Annotated in this window: 14 protein-coding genes; 7 read left to right on the forward strand and 7 right to left on the reverse strand. The window is 37.9% G+C overall.

Features of this window, described 5'->3' with window-relative positions:
* Positions 1-4 precede the first annotated feature (4 nt).
* Complete coding sequence (locus CWC11_RS03095) at positions 5-847, forward strand: segregation and condensation protein A (protein WP_138681508.1); 843 nt, start codon at positions 5-7, stop codon at positions 845-847.
* Between the two features lie 56 nt (positions 848-903).
* Here CWC11_RS03095 and CWC11_RS03100 read toward each other — a convergent pair whose 3' ends face one another.
* Positions 904-1,749 (reverse strand): transporter substrate-binding domain-containing protein, encoded by an 846-nt coding sequence (locus tag CWC11_RS03100; RefSeq protein WP_138681509.1) that lies wholly within the window; start codon positions 1,747-1,749, stop codon positions 904-906.
* Between the two features lie 137 nt (positions 1,750-1,886).
* On the reverse strand, positions 1,887-2,054 hold the full coding sequence (locus CWC11_RS22775; RefSeq protein WP_007375427.1) for a hypothetical protein: 168 nt from the start codon (positions 2,052-2,054) through the stop codon (positions 1,887-1,889).
* 369 nt (positions 2,055-2,423) lie between these two features.
* Between CWC11_RS22775 and CWC11_RS03105 the strand changes: the two genes are divergently transcribed.
* Complete coding sequence (locus tag CWC11_RS03105; RefSeq protein ID WP_138681510.1) at positions 2,424-2,978, forward strand: hypothetical protein; 555 nt, start codon at positions 2,424-2,426, stop codon at positions 2,976-2,978.
* Here CWC11_RS03105 and CWC11_RS03110 read toward each other — a convergent pair.
* A complete protein-coding gene (locus CWC11_RS03110; protein ID WP_138681511.1) occupies positions 2,965-3,768 on the reverse strand; it encodes a M61 family metallopeptidase in 804 nt (267 codons plus the stop codon). The genes CWC11_RS03105 and CWC11_RS03110 overlap by 14 nt on opposite strands.
* A gap of 175 nt (positions 3,769-3,943) precedes the next feature.
* Between CWC11_RS03110 and icd the strand changes: the two genes are divergently transcribed.
* Complete coding sequence (gene icd / locus CWC11_RS03115) at positions 3,944-5,215, forward strand: NADP-dependent isocitrate dehydrogenase (protein WP_138681512.1); 1,272 nt, start codon at positions 3,944-3,946, stop codon at positions 5,213-5,215.
* A 12-nt stretch (positions 5,216-5,227) separates the two neighbouring features.
* Here the strand turns inward: icd and CWC11_RS03120 are convergent, their stop codons facing one another.
* The 3 genes from CWC11_RS03120 to CWC11_RS03130 all read right to left on the reverse strand — a co-directional run bounded on the left by CWC11_RS03120 (position 5,228) and on the right by CWC11_RS03130 (position 8,002).
* Positions 5,228-5,659: a hypothetical protein gene (locus CWC11_RS03120; protein ID WP_138681513.1), complete on the reverse strand. Its 432-nt coding sequence runs from the start codon at positions 5,657-5,659 to the stop codon at positions 5,228-5,230.
* A 410-nt stretch (positions 5,660-6,069) separates the two neighbouring features.
* On the reverse strand, positions 6,070-6,276 hold the full coding sequence (locus tag CWC11_RS03125; RefSeq protein WP_138681514.1) for a hypothetical protein: 207 nt from the start codon (positions 6,274-6,276) through the stop codon (positions 6,070-6,072).
* 778 nt (positions 6,277-7,054) lie between these two features.
* On the reverse strand, positions 7,055-8,002 hold the full coding sequence (locus CWC11_RS03130) for a LysR family transcriptional regulator (RefSeq protein WP_138681515.1): 948 nt from the start codon (positions 8,000-8,002) through the stop codon (positions 7,055-7,057).
* Between the two features lie 381 nt (positions 8,003-8,383).
* Here CWC11_RS03130 and aceK point away from each other — a divergent pair, with 381 nt between their 5' ends.
* The 4 genes from aceK (at position 8,384) to lepB (ending at position 12,332) form a co-directional block, all read left to right on the forward strand.
* A complete protein-coding gene (aceK, locus tag CWC11_RS03135; RefSeq protein ID WP_138681516.1) occupies positions 8,384-10,159 on the forward strand; it encodes a bifunctional isocitrate dehydrogenase kinase/phosphatase in 1,776 nt (591 codons plus the stop codon).
* Between the two features lie 61 nt (positions 10,160-10,220).
* Positions 10,221-11,183 (forward strand): zinc-binding dehydrogenase, encoded by a 963-nt coding sequence (locus tag CWC11_RS03140; RefSeq protein WP_138681517.1) that lies wholly within the window; start codon positions 10,221-10,223, stop codon positions 11,181-11,183.
* A gap of 103 nt (positions 11,184-11,286) precedes the next feature.
* The gene (locus tag CWC11_RS03145; RefSeq protein ID WP_004586776.1) at positions 11,287-11,541 is read left to right on the forward strand and encodes a DUF2999 family protein; all 255 of its coding nucleotides are present in this window, start codon (positions 11,287-11,289) and stop codon (positions 11,539-11,541) included.
* 140 nt (positions 11,542-11,681) lie between these two features.
* A complete protein-coding gene (gene lepB / locus CWC11_RS03150) occupies positions 11,682-12,332 on the forward strand; it encodes a signal peptidase I (RefSeq protein WP_138681518.1) in 651 nt (216 codons plus the stop codon).
* Positions 12,333-12,412: 80 nt separating this feature from the next.
* On the opposite strand, the gene CWC11_RS03155 is transcribed toward lepB, so the two are convergent.
* Positions 12,413-12,967, reverse strand: coding sequence for a bifunctional 4-hydroxy-2-oxoglutarate aldolase/2-dehydro-3-deoxy-phosphogluconate aldolase (locus CWC11_RS03155; RefSeq protein WP_138681519.1), 555 nt, complete (start codon positions 12,965-12,967; stop codon positions 12,413-12,415).
* Between the last annotated feature and the right edge of the window lie 136 nt (positions 12,968-13,103).

Here is a 13,103-nt window from a genome sequence, read left to right on the forward strand (position 1 = left end):
ACTGTTGAGTGACAAGCCCGAAAATAACGGTGTATCGAATGAACTTGAGCCAGTGCAGCAAAAGCTGCCACTGGCTTTTTTGCATGGTAAAGCCGTAGTTGATAAACCCGAAGATTTATACATTCCCCCTGATGCGCTTGAAATCATTTTAGAAACGTTTGAAGGCCCACTCGATTTACTACTGTATTTAATTAAAAAGCATAAGCTAGATGTGCTTGAGCTCTCTATTTTTAGCATCACTGAACAGTACGTAAGCTATGTTGAAATGATGAGCGAATTTCAACTAGAACTCGCTGGCGAGTATTTAGTTATGGCGGCGCTGCTTGCACAAATAAAATCGCGGTTACTATTACCTGTTCACGAAGAACTTGAAGAAGAAGAAGACCCTCGTGCTGAGCTTATTAAACGCCTGCAAGAATATGAGCAGTTTAAAACAGCCGCCGAAAATCTAGATGAGATCCCCCGTGTTGGCCGTGATATTTTTATTGCGCATGCCGCAATGCCAACCGCAAGTGATAATAGCCCATCCTTACCAGAGCTTGAACTTAAAGATTTAATGCTTGCACTTAGCGATGTAATGGCACGAGCTAAAACATTTGAGCATCATCAAATAACAGCTGAAGTACTATCAACCCGTGAACGAATGAGTCAAATACTGCAGCAACTATCTAAAGTTGATTCTGCTGTTGTATTTAATGAACTATTTACCCTAAGTGAAGGCAGAAGCGGTGTAGTAGTTAGTTTTATAGCTATGCTTGAGCTGATAAAAGAGGGGCTGATAACGTGTTTGCAGGTTAATCCACAAAGCTTAATTTATGTAAGTTTAAGCGAAAACGCTACTATATAGCCTCTATAAGTAGTGCTTTAAATAACCTTCAAGTGAAAGCTCAGTTATTAAGGGCGTTACTTTTTTGCTAGTGCCATTCTTTGTTGAAATAAAGGTTTTAAGTGCTCTGGCAGCCAGCGCATAAGTAATTCGTTATATTGCTTGGTGTGTTTAATTTTTTTAAGTTGTTCGTTAAGTATTTTTATATCCTCAGCACCTTGTGCATTTTTAGTACAGCCAATATATCCATAACTTAAAGCTGGCGCTTCTTTAAGTGGGCGCTGTGTGAGGTTTTTATCAAAATGCATCGATTTAGCTAAGTAGTAATGCTCGCTTGGGTAACCTAATAAAATATCAATTCTTTTTAAATTAAGCATATACGTTAAGCTTGCTAAGCTATCGCGAGTAGGGCGTATAACTAGGTCTATGTCTGGTGTACTGTTTATAACAGTATCTATTTCTTTACCGTAAGAGCGGCTCATAGACACACCAAGCGTGAGCTTTTTATCTTGTATTAGTTCAAGTAAAGACACCTCGTTCGCATCTTTAAGCTCTAACGCATTTGCTAAACGTGTGTGCATAGCAATAGAAGGAGATAAACCTGTCGTCGAACTCTCATCAGTAAAGTAAATATGCTGTTTTCTAAACTCATTTTTATAAAGAGACAACGCACAAGCGTTATGTGAAGTATTAGATAGCTCTTGAACTACTTTACCAGAGGGGATGATCATACGGTTAAAAGTAATATTGGGGAGCTGTTTTTCGAGCAGAGTAATAATACTTTCATCACGGCCTTGATGTTGGAATTGGCCATTTAAAATATAATAGGGTGCAAAGTCGTGTGCTAACCAATTAATGGTTCTAGCATTACTTATTGAGGTTAAACAAAAAAATAGTAATAAGCTTAAAAATACACGGCGCATTACAGCAGCTACCAGTAATTATTATTATAGCTCTATTGTAGGCATCAAAGTGTTAAAAAGTAAAATGCCAGCAACAAGGCTGGCATAATTTTTATCAATAATTGCAATAATAAGAGGCAATTAAAGTTATATATTGTTTAGCTAGCTTTTAGCCACTTAACAAATTGACGTGCATCACTCGCTTTTTGAAATAATGCATTTTTTAAACCTTGTGTATCACTAAAGATAACACGATGTTTATTTACAGAAATTGATTGCACTGGATGTGCGATTTGGATCATAGACCCATTATATTTATAAGACATAATAAAACTCACTTTATTCTTGTTATTTATTCTGCGCTATATTTTTATAGCAAATTGCAGTCAATAAATTAACGATGTTGTGTTTAGCTTCATTACAGTGTTGACGATCTTTATGACACTTTTGCGATGATTCATAAATCATCTCGGTATTTTTAAGGGGTTTTCGCCGTACAATAACTTAGCTTTCAAATATACGTTTTGCGGGGCTTACTGGATCAGGGTAAAAAGGTTAACCGCGGTGGTTTTTTAAGACCAGAGAGGAAAGGTACCCCAAATAAAAAATGTGTGCAAGCTATTTATTTAATAATTATTTATACTTAACTTTATCAACTGCTTATAAGCGATGCTTTTAACTATAAAAAGGTAAGTATGAATTACATAATAGTCAGCGATATTTTTGGATTAACACCAGCTTTAACAAAGTTATCAGATGCGATAATGGCTAAAACAGTGATTATAGAGCCCTACGATGGTACATCGCAACCATATGATACTGAACAATATTATTATGATAAATTTATAAAAAATAGTGGCCATGATACTTACGCAGCTAAAGTTAAAAATGTATTTGACGAGCTCGATTCACCCACCGTGTGTATTGCATTTAGTGCCGGCGCAAGTGCAGCGTGGCGCGCACAGTTATTAACAGGCAATCCACATCTTAAAAAGCTCATTGGCTTCTACCCATCGCAAATTAGAAATAATTTAGATATACAAGCAACGATACCATGTGAATTTATATTCCCGCAGCATGAGCTCCACTTTAATGTTGATGACGTTATTAATTTTTTAGCGTTAAAAGCAGGTGTTAAGTGTACTAAGACGCCATTTTTACACGGCTTTATGAACCAATACTCAGTAAACTTCAACGTAACAGCATTTGATGAGTACACCCATTATATAAATAGCGCTAAAGCTTATTAAGCTGCGCTTTTGTCACCGCAGGAAAATCGGTACGTGTATTGTATTTGGCATAAAGCGTGGTAAAAACACTGCTTCGCGAGAGCTTATCTAGTTCTTTTATAAATGTTCTGGCGCTTGAACGAGCGGTTCTACAACATGCTTGATACCGCTTTATAACACTCGCTAAGCTTAGTCCTTGCTTTTGCAAGGCTAAATCAGCTTCTACAAAAAATGCGGCACCTGTCCAATAAACGCGTTGTTGTGCACGTTGCCTCCACATATCACTTGAAAGCTCATTAAGGGGTTGTTGCTTTGTTTTAGTTTGTAAGCGCGCTCGCTCAAACCCTGCGTTTAGGCGCTGAACAAATTGCGCTTGGCTAATTACACCGCTATCACGCATTATTACGTTTTGCATGTAGCTGGCAAATCCTTCACTTAACCAAAAACCAGTGTAAGGTAGTAATGGCAAATATAAGTGCGAAAGCTCATGGTATAGCGTCCAATCTTTTCTAAATGCATTTAAGCTTGCATAGCGGTCAATATGCAGCTCAAGCCCATCGGGGTTATTACGTTTTACACTGGCCCACGGCACCGGTTCAAAAGCAAAGTATTGCGGCTTTAAATATATAGGTAGAGTGGTTTGCTGTAATGGGCCTAAGGTATTTTGTGTTTTTGCAAGGCTCTGGTCTATCCATGTAGCTACTGTTTCTTGCCCATTAGTTGTAAGGGAGTCTAAATTATGAATAACCACATCAACAGCAAAGATTTTAAAAGAACACATTAAGAACAAACATAGCCAAAGTAACTTCATTTATACCTTCTTTAAATTAAATTCATGCTCGATATTAAGACCCGTTATTTACTGAAATAAGCACATTTAATTTGCTATTTTTTTAACTAATATTAATTATAAAAAGCAAGTTACATACATGTTCTATCAGGCATGCTTTAATCAGCTAACACTATTTTTGGTATAGGTATTAACCATGGCTTATCAGCATATTAGAATTCCAGAGCACGGAAAAAATATAACTATAGATGCTAAAGGCCAGTGGCATGTTCCTGTAAATCCTATAATTGCTTACATTAATGGCGATGGTGTAGGGCAAGAGGTAACACCTGCAATGCAGCACGTTGTTAATAATGCCATAGAGCACTGTTATGGCAATGCTCGAAAAATTCACTGGATGCAAGTATACAACGGCGAGCAAGCTGCAAAATTATATGATGGGGATTGGTTCCCTCAAGAAACCATTAACGCCGTGCGAGCCTGCAAAATAGCAATTAAAGGACCGTTAACTACACCACTTGGCGGAGGTTTTCGCTCATTAAATGTAGCGCTTAGACACGAGATGGATCTATTTGTAAATATGCGCACTATTAAAGGCTTTAGTGCGTTGCCATCACCTTTAAAAAATCCTTTTTTAACTAACATTACCGTGCTGCGTGATAGCAGTGAAGATGTATATTCAGGAATAGAGTGGCAAGCAGGTAGCGTAGAAAGCGAAAAAATGCTCGACTTTTTATGCGAAGAAATGGGCGTAACGCGCCTAAGGTTTTCACAAGAGTGTGGCATAGGTATAAAAAATATATCTAAAGAAGGCTCTGAGCGCCTCGTTCGCTATGCAATTAATTACGCGCTTAAAAATAACAGCGAATCGCTAACACTTGTGCATAAAGGAAATGTACTTAAATTTACCGATGGCGCATTTAAACGTTGGGGTTTTGCGTTGGCACAAAATGAGTTTAATGCCACTGCACATGAAAACGGCCGTTGGCTTGAAATAGCCAGAGCAAATAAATCACCTTTAATAATTAAAGAAGTGATAGCCGATAATATGCTGCAACAATGTTTAATGAACCCCGAGCAATTTGATGTGGTGGCAACAACAAATCAAAATGGTGACTTTTTAGCCGATATGCTCAGTGCACAAGTTGGGGGAGTAGGAATTATGCCCGCAGCAAACCTTAATAACGATGTCGCTTTTTTTGAGCCAACCCATGGTACGTTTGAGAGAATAGCAGGGCAAAATAAAGCAAACCCAAGTAGTAGTATTTTAAGCGCGGTATTAATGCTTAAGTTTATGGGGTGGGATAAAAGTGCATTACTTATTGAAAACGCATTAGAGAGTGCGTTTAAAAATGCAGAGCTAACATTTGATTTAGCGCAAGCGTGGCAAGAGGTTGCAAGCGATGCTCATAACTCGACAACCTTAAGCTGCACAGACTTCGCACAAAAGGTTATCGAGCACTTTTAAGCACTTCCATTATTAAGCTGCTGATGCAGTTTTTACTCTATGTACGCAAGGACGATTAGTTAACTGCGCAGCACGGTGGTAAATATCGTGTGCGTTAGGTTCATAACACTGAGTACCGCTGAGTGTATCCATCAAGGCTACAACAATAATTGCTGGAACTTGGCAGCAATATTCATCTAAAACTGCTTCAGTTGTTTGTGCATCTACATGACAGCGAGGGTGATCATGAAGCTGATAAGCGTTTAATAGAGTATCTACTTCTAAAATATCATCGGGTTGATGTTTTGTTTTACGGCATTTACAACCAAATTCATCAACTAATGTAGCCAGCGCTTGGTATGCGTCTGTGGTACTGGTTTTAGTGCATAACTGCTGGGTAATAAACTGATGTAAATTAGCATCTATAAATAACCCGTCTTGTTGTGTGAAGCTTGATGTTGTCATAATGATTACTCTTAGTTTGTTGGCTTAACTTCACTTTAGCGCCAAGAGTAATATTAATGAAATTGTTGTTTTCAATAACTGATATTGATTTTATCAATATTAAAATTTTAACTAAGAAAAGGCAGGTTTAACTTCACTTAGCATATGTAATTAAAGTGGTGCAAAAACCTATTAAAATGCACAAAACTGGTACATGTTAAATAATAAGAAAAAACATAGTTGTGTTAGCTTTATGATTTTAAATGTCTTTTTTCTTTTAGTTAGGTTGGCATCAAGGTTGCTAAATATGAAGGGTAGGGTTCACTCCTATTTCTACGATTTCAAAAGCGCCATGGTATTTTCCCAAAGTTGAATACCATGGCGCTTTTTTATTTGTGCATTTATTTTATTTAGCTTTAGCGACAGCATTGTTAAATTTTAATAAAATAGGGAATAGCTACTAAAATACTACCCACAATTAATAACATGCTAACACTACTCATAAAGTACGGAAGTACCAATAATGATAAACCAATACAAAGTGGCACTACGGCTTTTTTTCTTCGTCCGTAAGTAAGGTAGCCAATACCAATTCCGCCAAATAAAACACTCCATGCAATTATAGATGTACTATCCATTTATGAATTACCTATTAAAAATACTGTTTCTGAATTTTTATATTATTAGTGCTATGTGTTAAAGGAGGAAAGTTAAGTGCTTTAATAATTTCAGCTTCAATAGCATAAGGTTTTAAAGTACAGCAAAGGCTTGAGGTTAGTCACTTTTACTTTTATATTTAAACTCGAATGAAACTATTGCAGCCAATATACCTCCAGTCGCTAATATAGCAGCGCTAAATAATATCTCCCATAATAATTTTTTCAATAGTAGAGTCTGATGAATATTTGTAAAAATTACGCTCCAAGTTTGTTCAAAGTTGTATAAATTAACAACTTCATGAACATCATATACAAAAGTACCTAACCCATTCAAAAAGTATGCAAGAGCTATATAAACGAAAAGTCGTGCAGTAAATAAGAGAGTTTTTAAATTATCAGTTTCAACTTTAGAGAAAGGAAGAAAGCTAATTTTGGTGGCCTTGCTCATTATAAGTGAACACTTTAAATATAAGTATTGGTACATAAAATTCCATTTTTTAATATGTCTTAGGTTATTGATAACGAGTATCTAAAGTTATTGGCTTTATATTACTAATTAAGAATAACGCAGTACCTATTTTGATTCAATTTTTAGCGAACATTGTATTTGAGTTGGAATTTTAGTTTTCACTAGGTAATTTCTAACACAGTGTATATAAAATGCTGACCAAGCTATCAGCTAAAAACCTGATGATTCAGTACATAGCACTGGTTTTCGCGTTAGACTCTTGAGTACTAACTAAATGCTTACTCTTAATTACCTATCAGCTACCGTTTTAGCAAACTCAAGCAGCTCACGGCGTAGCCACTGATGAGCGGGTGCATGATGAAGTAGTGGGCTCCAGATCATTTTTACCTCAATAGGGACTATTTGAAATGGCACTGGGCTTATCACTAAGTTGGTGTGGGTTGTTAATAACTTAGCTTGCCTGCGCGGTAAGGTGGCAATAAGTTGCTCTGATTGGCATAGCAAACTTGCAATCATGTAATGTCGTGTAAATACCCGTATTTTGCGAGTTTGCTCTAACTGCCACAGTGCTTCATCTACCCAGCCTAACTTTTGTTTTCCCGATTTATTTGTAACGGCAGCTTCTGGCCCCCAGCCTGCTCGGTTTACCCAAATATGTTCTTTTTGTAGGTAATCATCAAGGCTTGAGTGGTGTAAAAACGTATTTTTAGGGTGTGTTAAACAGCAGTAATTATCGCGCCATACACTGGCTTGATGAAATGAGCGTGGTAAGCCGTTAAAACGATTTATAGCTAAATCGATAGTGCCTTTTTCCATATCTTGCAGATTTACATCGCTTGGGCTGAGTACATCAAAGTTAACGCCAGGGTTTTTAGTGAGCTGCTCGGTAATAAAAGGGGCAATTAAAGTCGACTCAATGTAGTCGTTTGCCATTATTCTAAACGTAACCTCAGCCGTTGCAGGGTTAAATTGTTCACTAGGCTGCGTAATAGATTCGGCCATTTTTAACAATGCTTCAACCTCAGGTTTGAGTTGCATTGCTTTTGCTGTTGGTGTCATAGAGCCTGCGGCACGCACAAGTAGCGGGTCGTCAAATAAATCGCGCAAACGCTTTAATGCGTTACTCATGGCTGGTTGTGTTAGCGCGAGTTTATTTGCTGCTTTAGACACACTTTTTTCATCTATTAACACATTTAAATAAACGAGAAGGTTAAGATCGACGTTTCTTATATTCATATGGGCGTGTTGGCCTTTCAGGGTTGAAATTTGTTCAATCTAGGGACGATTTAATCGCGGCGCGAGATTTGCCACCTAGTGGGCTAAGTAAAAATCGAGCAACAAAGAGTTAATCGTCCTTAGAAAGAACCCTATGGGCAGTGTGTATTTGGCCTTTATGCAGCGTTAAAGTACATTTATGGGGAGTCACCACACTACATGTACTTTGCCTAGCTTAAAAACCAAATACACGACTGCAAAATTAACCTCGAAAGGTCAATACGCCCAATAAATTTTATTTATATGCTTAATTAATTACCTAAATTAAAGCCTGCTTGCTAAGGTGTAAACAATTAATAAAAAATAACCGCTATAAGTGGTAAAAATAAAAGTGTTGTAAACATGCCAAAAATATTAACTAATCAATCAGATAATGCGCTACAACAAGTTATAGCTACTAAGTTGGCTCGCGCTGTTTTTGCAGGCTTTGAAGCGATGTTTGCGCAGTTTTTAAATATAACACTGGGTGCGCAGAGCCGATTTGAACAACAAAAATATCATGATGTACAAAGTGCCATGCGAGAGCGCTTACAAGTGTACGAACGCGAAGTAAAAAGTGTGAGTAATGCTGTGCGGGTTATCGCCTACAGCGAGCTTAATTGTCCGCAAACATGGCAGCTAGCTAAAAATATATACGGCGATATGGTGCAAAGTCATGAAAACAAACCCATAGCGCATACCTTTTTTAATTCGACCTTTGGTGCTATTTGGGATGATAAAAAAATTCGTACCGTGCATTTGTTTGTATTAAAGGCAAAGTACAGAAGCGAGCCTCGCTCGTACGAAAATTTAGTTAGCCGAATATCATTTAAAGATGGGTTTAACCATGCGGTTAAAACGCTCATTACCCGCCAAGTATTTAGAGTGTCTTTTAGTAATTTAGATGCTGATTTACAGGCATTACAAACAACGTTAATGGTAGGTGCAAAGCAGCAATGTAAACAAGTGTATGAGCTTATAAATTTAAACAACGGGTTTATAGAATACGCAAACTCTCTATTTTTTAGAAACAAAGCTTGCTACTTAATAGGGCGCTGCATTGCTAAAAATGGCGATAACATGCCGTTTGCCATCGCCATTTTAAATACCAGTAAAGGGCTAAAGCTTGATGCCGTAATGATGGGGGCCGATCAGCTTAGTTTGCTGTTTGGTTTTGCCCGTACCTATTTTATGGTTGATACCGACCAACCTGCGCGTTATGTGGATTACTTAAGCGTGCTTATGCCCCATAAAAAACGTTTTGAATTATTTAACGCGATTGGTTTTATTAAGCATGCTAAAACTGAGTTTTACCGTTACAAGGTTGATACCACTAAAAATAGCCCTGCTAACTTTAAATACATAGCAGCGCCTGGCACCCCTGGTATGGTTATGCTGGTATTTACTATTGAAGGGCTCGACTACGTTTATAAAGTAATAAAAGACAAATTTAGCGCGCCAAAAACAGCCACAAAAGCGCAAGTGAAAGACAAATACAATTTTGTAAAGCAAGCCGACCGGGTAGGTCGCTTAGTAGATACGCACGAATTTAGGTATTTAGCGTTTGACTTAAGCCGCTTTAGCGACGAGTTACTTAACCAAATGCAAGCGCAAATTGGCAGCAGTATGGTTATATCGGGTAAGGCACTTATTTTAAAACACGTGTATGTAGAGCGTAAAATGACGCCACTTAATTTGTACATCAATAGTTGTAATAACAAAGCATTACAGCAAGTTATGGACGACTACGGTAAAGCGATTAAAGACCTTGCCGGTGCCAATATATTTCCTGGTGACATGTTAATGAAAAATTTTGGTGTAACCCGTTGGGGGCGTGTTGTATTTTATGATTATGATGAAATATGCCCACTTACCGATTGTCACTTTAGAGACGTGCCAAACGCTCAAAATGCTCTTGAGGAGTTAAGCAGTAATACTTACTTTGATATAGCAGAAAATGACATATTCCCGAGTCAATTTAAGGTGTTTTTTAGCGCAAACGACGCAGCGTTTAACCATTTTAATAATTTGCACAGTAATTTGTTTTTAGCTGAATTTTGGCAAGGTTGCCAACAGCAAATAAGGGCGGGTTACTTGCCCGATGTGTATCCGTATAAACAAAATTGGCGGTTTAAATAAAAATAACTAACCCCATGTCTTAATTATTATAAATTATTACAAAACTTAATACGGAGTAACAATGAAATATATTTCTCATGAGGGTGGCACCCTTGCATTGAGTGAAACCGACAAACCGGTTTTAAAAAGCCATGAAGTATTAGTTAAAGTTGCGGCAATAGGTGTTAACCGTGCAGACTGCATGCAGCGCCAAGGTAAATATCCGGCTCCAAAAGGGGATAGCCCTATTTTAGGTTTAGAGTGCGCAGGCACGGTAGTTGAGCTTGGTAGCGAAGTTGATAAAAGCTGGCTCGATAAACGTATTTTTAGCTTATGTGCGGGTGGTGCTTATAGTGAATATGTTGCTATAGATACCAAACAATTAATGGAATTACCTGATGAGCTAACTATGGTTGAAGGGGCAGCCATCAGCGAAGTGTATTTAACTGCTTTTGGTGCCATGTTTGAGCTTGGTAAATTACAAAAAGGCCAAACAGCGTTAATTCACGCAGGGGCTAGTGGCGTAGGTGGCGCAGCAATTCAAATGGCTAAAAGTGCTGGTGCTACTGTGGTTATTACCGCTGGTACGGATGATAAATGCCAACACGCAAAAGAACTCGGTGCTGATCATGCAATTAACTACAAAACCACTGACTTTGTAGAATATATGAAAGCAAATGAGTTAACAGCTAATGTAATTGTCGACCCTGTATCGGGCAGCTATTTGAATAAAAATGCCGCCATTGCAGCAATGGATTGTCAAATTGTTATGCTTGCCTTTTTAGATGGGCGTTTTGCCGAAGTTGATTTTGCGGCGCTTTTACAAAAGCGTATTTCGTTTCATGCATCAACGCTTAGAAATCGTAGTATTGAGTTTAAGCGCCAAGTGCGCGATGACCTAGTGGCACGTTTTTATAATGATATTGCCGTTAAAAAATACGACTTTAACGTGTATAAAACATTGCCTTGGAGCGATGCAAACGAAGCGCACGCTATATTAGAGCGTAATGAAAATGCAGGTAAAGTGGTTTTACTTGTAGAATAACTACGAGATATAACACTCAGCCGTGCGTTGACGTTGTTAATGCATGGCTCAGCTAATATAATTTAGTTAATATAAAATACGTACAAAACACACAAGGTTAAAAATGAACCCAATACTAGCAATACTTAAAGAGCACAATGTAAGCGACGAAAAAGTAAAAGCATTGTTTGAAGCGTTTACCCAAAATCCAATGATGGCAATGGCATTAGTACAAGAGCTTGGTATTCCGCCTGAAAAACTACAGCAGTTAATGGCCGTGGTTATGACTCAGCCGCACTTAATTAAAGAAGCAACTGACGAACTTGGTTTGGATTTTGAAAAAGTAAAAGAAGCGAAAGACAAGCTAAACCAGCAATAATCCTCAGCGTTATTCATTACCAAGGCTTAAGCCTTGGTAATCATGCCTTAAACCCTGCACACACTTTTTGTTACACTCTTCATTGAACTGCTTTGTATTAAGCTAGTCATACTACTACTTATAAAATGTAGGGAATATGTATGAAGCCGCTTTATAAATTTTGGAAAAATAATCGCTCTTTAATTGTATTTATTGCTTTAATGAGTGTGTTTAGAAGTGCTGTAGCTGATTGGTACGAAGTGCCTACAGGCTCAATGAAGCCGACTATTCAAGAAGGCGACAGAATTTTAACCGATAAAATGGCCTACGACATTCGTGTGCCGTTCACTCATATTAAACTATTAAAATTAGCAGACCCACAAACAGGCGATATTATTGTATTTGACTCGCAAGCGGCTGATAATCGGTTAATTAAGCGTGTAATAGGTATACCTGGCGATACCATCGCGCTTGAAAACAATGAGCTCATTATTAATGGTAAAAAGCTTAATTATGCAGATCAGCGAAGCAACATAGACTCGCTTGATAAAATTGAAAATTTAAACGGGCTAGAGCATTCGATAAGAGTGGCAAATATTCCTTCACGTTTATCGGGGTTTGATGCAATTACAATTCCTGATGATTATTACTTAGCAATGGGTGATAACCGCGATAATAGCGCTGACTCGCGTGTAATTGGTTTAATTCCGCGTGATGAGTTATTAGGAAAAGCAGAGCGCGTTATAGTGTCCCTTGATTACGATAACTATTATTTACCAAGAAAAGATCGTGTATTAAAAAAATTGAATTAAGTAATAATTAATTTTTTTAAGCGATAAATCGAATTTATAAGCGTACATTTAACTATATTATAAATAAATTAAACTGCCTATTAAGGCAGTTTACTTATATAACTTTTTACCAGCCTAGTAAGTTTGCTGCGTTCTTGTTCGTTATTAACTACTTTACAAAAATCACTACTAACTGCAGCACCACAAGCGCCTGCTTCAAACCATTGTGATAAGTTATCTAAATTAACACCGCCAACAGGCATAAGTTCTGCTTCTGAAAATGGACCTGTTAATGCTTTAAAGTAACCAACGCCCATACTGCCTGCAGGAAATACTTTAATAATATCAGCGTTATATTCAATTGCATTTGCTACATCGGTAGGTGTTAGCGCGCCCATTAAAACGGGTAACCCGTGCTGGTGGGCGAGTTCGACAACCGATTTGTTGGTATTTGGCGTTACGATAAACTGCGCGCCAGCATCAATAGCTTGCTGAGCCAGAGTAGTGTTTATTATGGTACCAGCGCCAATGAGTGTATTTTTATAGGCGGTGCGTGCTTTTGCTATTTCTTGCTCAAAGCCAGGTGTGTTTGAAGTGATCTCTAATGCGTTTATCCCCGCATTTATTAGGGCCTGTTGACCTTTCAGGATTAAAATTTGTTCAACCTAGGGGCTATTTAATCGCGGCGCGAGGTTTGTAACCTAGTGGGCTAAGTAAAAACCGAGCAACAAAGAGTAAATTGCCCCTAGGCAGAACCCTTCGGGCAGCGCCTGTTTGGCATTTATGCTGCGT

Origin of the sequence: Pseudoalteromonas sp. S3178, assembly GCF_005886985.1 — a bacterium.
In the GTDB taxonomy this organism is placed as follows: domain Bacteria; phylum Pseudomonadota; class Gammaproteobacteria; order Enterobacterales; family Alteromonadaceae; genus Pseudoalteromonas; species Pseudoalteromonas carrageenovora.

Excerpts from the sequence above, each read along its gene's own strand:
- CWC11_RS03100 (WP_138681509.1), bottom strand. The coding sequence starts at position 1,749 with ATGCGCCGTGTATTTTTAAGCTTATTACTATTTTTTTGTTTAACCTCA.
- CWC11_RS22775 (WP_007375427.1), bottom strand. The coding sequence starts at position 2,054 with ATGTCTTATAAATATAATGGGTCTATGATCCAAATCGCACATCCAGTG.
- CWC11_RS03105 (WP_138681510.1), top strand. The coding sequence starts at position 2,424 with ATGAATTACATAATAGTCAGCGATATTTTTGGATTAACACCAGCTTTA.
- CWC11_RS03110 (WP_138681511.1), bottom strand. The coding sequence starts at position 3,768 with ATGAAGTTACTTTGGCTATGTTTGTTCTTAATGTGTTCTTTTAAAATC.
- icd (WP_138681512.1), top strand. The coding sequence starts at position 3,944 with ATGGCTTATCAGCATATTAGAATTCCAGAGCACGGAAAAAATATAACT.
- CWC11_RS03120 (WP_138681513.1), bottom strand. The coding sequence starts at position 5,659 with ATGACAACATCAAGCTTCACACAACAAGACGGGTTATTTATAGATGCT.
- CWC11_RS03125 (WP_138681514.1), bottom strand. The coding sequence starts at position 6,276 with ATGGATAGTACATCTATAATTGCATGGAGTGTTTTATTTGGCGGAATT.
- CWC11_RS03130 (WP_138681515.1), bottom strand. The coding sequence starts at position 8,002 with ATGAATATAAGAAACGTCGATCTTAACCTTCTCGTTTATTTAAATGTG.
- aceK (WP_138681516.1), top strand. The coding sequence starts at position 8,384 with ATGCCAAAAATATTAACTAATCAATCAGATAATGCGCTACAACAAGTT.
- CWC11_RS03140 (WP_138681517.1), top strand. The coding sequence starts at position 10,221 with ATGAAATATATTTCTCATGAGGGTGGCACCCTTGCATTGAGTGAAACC.
- CWC11_RS03145 (WP_004586776.1), top strand. The coding sequence starts at position 11,287 with ATGAACCCAATACTAGCAATACTTAAAGAGCACAATGTAAGCGACGAA.
- lepB (WP_138681518.1), top strand. The coding sequence starts at position 11,682 with ATGAAGCCGCTTTATAAATTTTGGAAAAATAATCGCTCTTTAATTGTA.